This window comes from Actinomycetota bacterium (assembly GCA_036280995.1).
GTDB lineage: Bacteria > Actinomycetota > CALGFH01 > CALGFH01 > CALGFH01 > CALGFH01.
Map to the genome: position 1 here is coordinate 1 of DASUPQ010000474.1, position 2,587 is coordinate 2,587.

Consider the following 2,587-nt stretch of genomic DNA (forward strand, 5'->3'; position numbering starts at 1 on the left):
TCTGGCCAAGCGCTTCGGGTCGGTGCAGGCCCTGCGCGACCTCGATCTCGAGGTCCAGCCGGGCGAGGTATTCGGCTATCTGGGACCCAACGGAGCCGGCAAGACCACCACCATCCGGCTACTGCTCGACTTCATCCGACCCACCAGCGGCCGCATCGAAGTCCTCGGGGGCAGCGGCGCCGACCCGGCGGTGCGGCGCCGGATTGGCTACCTGCCTGCCGAGCTGCCAGTCGACCGCCGCTGGACCGCCCAAGACCTGATCGACTTCTACGGCAAGCTGCGCGGCGGCGTAGATGCCGGCTGGGTCAAGGAGCTGCTGGACCGCTTCGACCTCGACCCCCACCGGCGGGTCGGGGAGCTGAGCACCGGCAATCGGCGCAAGATCGGCATCATCCAGGCGGTCATCCACCGTCCCGAGCTGCTGGTGCTGGATGAGCCGTCCAGCGGCCTTGATCCGCTGCTGCAGTACGAGTTCCAGCTGCTAATCCGGGAGCTGGCCGGGGCGGGAGCGACCGTGTTCTTGTCCAGCCATGTGCTGCCGGAGGTCGAGGCCCTGGCCGGCCGGGTGGCGATCCTGCGCCGGGGTGAGCTGGTCACCGTGGCCGGCATCCAGGAGTTGCGCCAGCAGGCCCGCCAGCGAATAGAGCTGCGGCTGGCCCGGCCGGCCGACGCCACATGGTTCGCCGGCGTTCCCGGCGTGGTCGAGGCCCAGGCCGACGACACCCGCATCCGCCTGGTCGTCGAGGGTCCGGTGGGTCCGGCCCTGCAGGCCGCGGCCGGGCTGGAGGTGCAGCGCATCGTCACCCACGAGGCCGACCTGGAGGACGTCTTCCTCAGCTACTACCAGGAGCAGCCAGCATGATCGTCGCCGCCCGCCTGGTCCGCGACCGCCGCTGGGCGACGCTGGGGTGGGCGCTCGGCTTCGTCGGCCTCACCTTGTTCACCGTCGCCCTGTACCCCTCCATCAAGGACCAGCCGTCATTTGACGAGCTGCTCGCCGACCTCCCCGACACCTTCCGGTCGGTGATCGGCTACGACGCAGCCGTCCCGCTGCGGTCGCCCGCCGGCTACCTCCAGGCCCGGCTGTTCTCCACCCTCGCCCCGCTGCTGGCGGTGGTGTTCGGCATCGGCGCCGGAGCCCGGGCGATCGGCGGCAGCGAGGAGGCCGGCACCCTGGAGCTGCTGCTGGCCAACCCCGTCACCCGCGGCCGCGTCCTGGTTGAGCGCTACCTGGCCACCTTCGGCCTGCTGGCCGGCCTGGTCGCCGTGTTCGGCCTGGCCCTGCTCGTCCTTGGCCCCCCGTTCGGAGCCCTGGAGGGCGTCCCGACCGGCAACGTGGTCGCGGCCTGCGCCGCCGTCTTCACCCTCGGCCTGCTGCACGGCTCGCTCGCCTTCACCATTGGTGCGGTTGCCGGCCGCCGCGGCATCGCCGTCGCGCTGGCCACCGTCGTGGCGGTCGCCGGCTACCTGGTCGAGACCGTACTGGCCGCCGCCGGGGACCTGGGCGCCGTGCGCCAGCTCAGCCCCTGGCATTGGTATCTCGACCGGAACCTGCTCGCAGAAGGCGCCGCCCCCGCCGCGTTCGTGGTCCCGCTGGCCATCAGCGCCGTCCTGGCCTGCGTCGCCTGGGTCGTATTCCGCCGGCGCGACCTGCGATGAACCTACAGGAACTCAGGCGTTGGCTTGACGGTACTGCTTGGGCTGCCATTGGAGGAACCGTAACGTTCTCGTACCGGCGTCCTGCCAATTTTGGCTACTGATAGCCCTGAGCGCGGTGGCCCGAGAGCAGGGTGGTGAGGATGCAGGCGAGGACCAGGGTCCTGCTTGCCTGGTCGTTGTGGCTCTTCACCGTTGCCTGCTGTGCCGCCGGCCTGCTGGTCACCCTGGCGGTGACCCGGCCGGTCACCCTCGCCGTGCTGGCCAGGGGCGCCGGCTACGCGTTGGCCTTTCCGCTCGGCTATTCCACCATCGGGCTGGTGCTGAGCCTTCGCCGGCCAGCCAATCCGATCGGCTGGCTGTACGCCGCCGCTGGATTGGTGTGGTCGCTGATCATCCCCCTGGAGCCCTGGGTCGCCCAGCTGGTACGCGACCAGCGGCCGCTGCCCCTGGCCGCCCGGGCCGCCTACGTCGTCCTCCAGCCCGCGGAGTCCAGCGTCAGCAGCTGCGCTGGGTCGCCGCTGGCGCCACCGCCACGGTCGCCGCCATCTGGGTATTGGTCCCGGTGGCCCTGTCTGGGGTTGCCCCCGCCGTCCCGGTGGTGCTCTTCCCGCTGGCGTCGCTGTGCGTGCCGGTCGCGGTCGCGGTGGCGATGCTGCGCTACCGCCTCTGGGACCTGGACCGCCTGGTCAGCCGCACCGTCACCTACACCGTCGTCACCGCCGTGCTCGCCGTCCCCTACCTGCTCGTCCTCCCGGCCGTGACCCGCCTGGCCGGCGAGGCCGGCAGCCTGGCGGTGGCCGCCGTGACCCTGGCCGCGGTGGCCGGATTCGCGCCGCTGCGCCGGCGGGTCCGGGACCGGGTGGATCGGCGCTTCAACCGTCACCGCTATGCCGCCGCCCGCACCGTGGCCGTGTTCGCCGCCCGCCTG

The 2,587-nt window shown here is 72.0% G+C and carries 4 protein-coding genes; 3 read left to right on the forward strand and 1 reads right to left on the reverse strand.

The window, feature by feature from the left end:
• The first annotated feature begins 1 nt into the window (after position 1).
• Positions 2–862 carry an ABC transporter ATP-binding protein gene (locus VF468_15920; protein HEX5879779.1) on the forward strand — a complete coding sequence of 287 codons (861 nt, stop codon included), beginning with the start codon at positions 2–4 and terminating at the stop codon, positions 860–862.
• The gene (locus VF468_15925; GenBank protein ID HEX5879780.1) at positions 859–1,659 is read left to right on the forward strand and encodes an ABC transporter permease subunit; all 801 of its coding nucleotides are present in this window, start codon (positions 859–861) and stop codon (positions 1,657–1,659) included. Before VF468_15920 ends, VF468_15925 begins: the two co-directional genes overlap by 4 nt.
• A gap of 94 nt (positions 1,660–1,753) precedes the next feature.
• On the opposite strand, the gene VF468_15930 is transcribed toward VF468_15925, so the two are convergent.
• On the reverse strand, positions 1,754–1,906 hold the full coding sequence (locus VF468_15930) for a hypothetical protein (protein HEX5879781.1): 153 nt from the start codon (positions 1,904–1,906) through the stop codon (positions 1,754–1,756).
• A gap of 315 nt (positions 1,907–2,221) precedes the next feature.
• Here VF468_15930 and VF468_15935 point away from each other — a divergent pair.
• A partial coding sequence (locus VF468_15935) for a hypothetical protein (GenBank protein ID HEX5879782.1) occupies positions 2,222–2,587 on the forward strand: 366 nt, incomplete at its 3' end.

What these genes read in the sequence shown, in the direction of transcription:
- VF468_15925 (HEX5879780.1), top strand. Translation starts at nt 859, where the DNA reads ATGATCGTCGCCGCCCGCCTGGTCCGCGACCGCCGCTGGGCGACGCTG.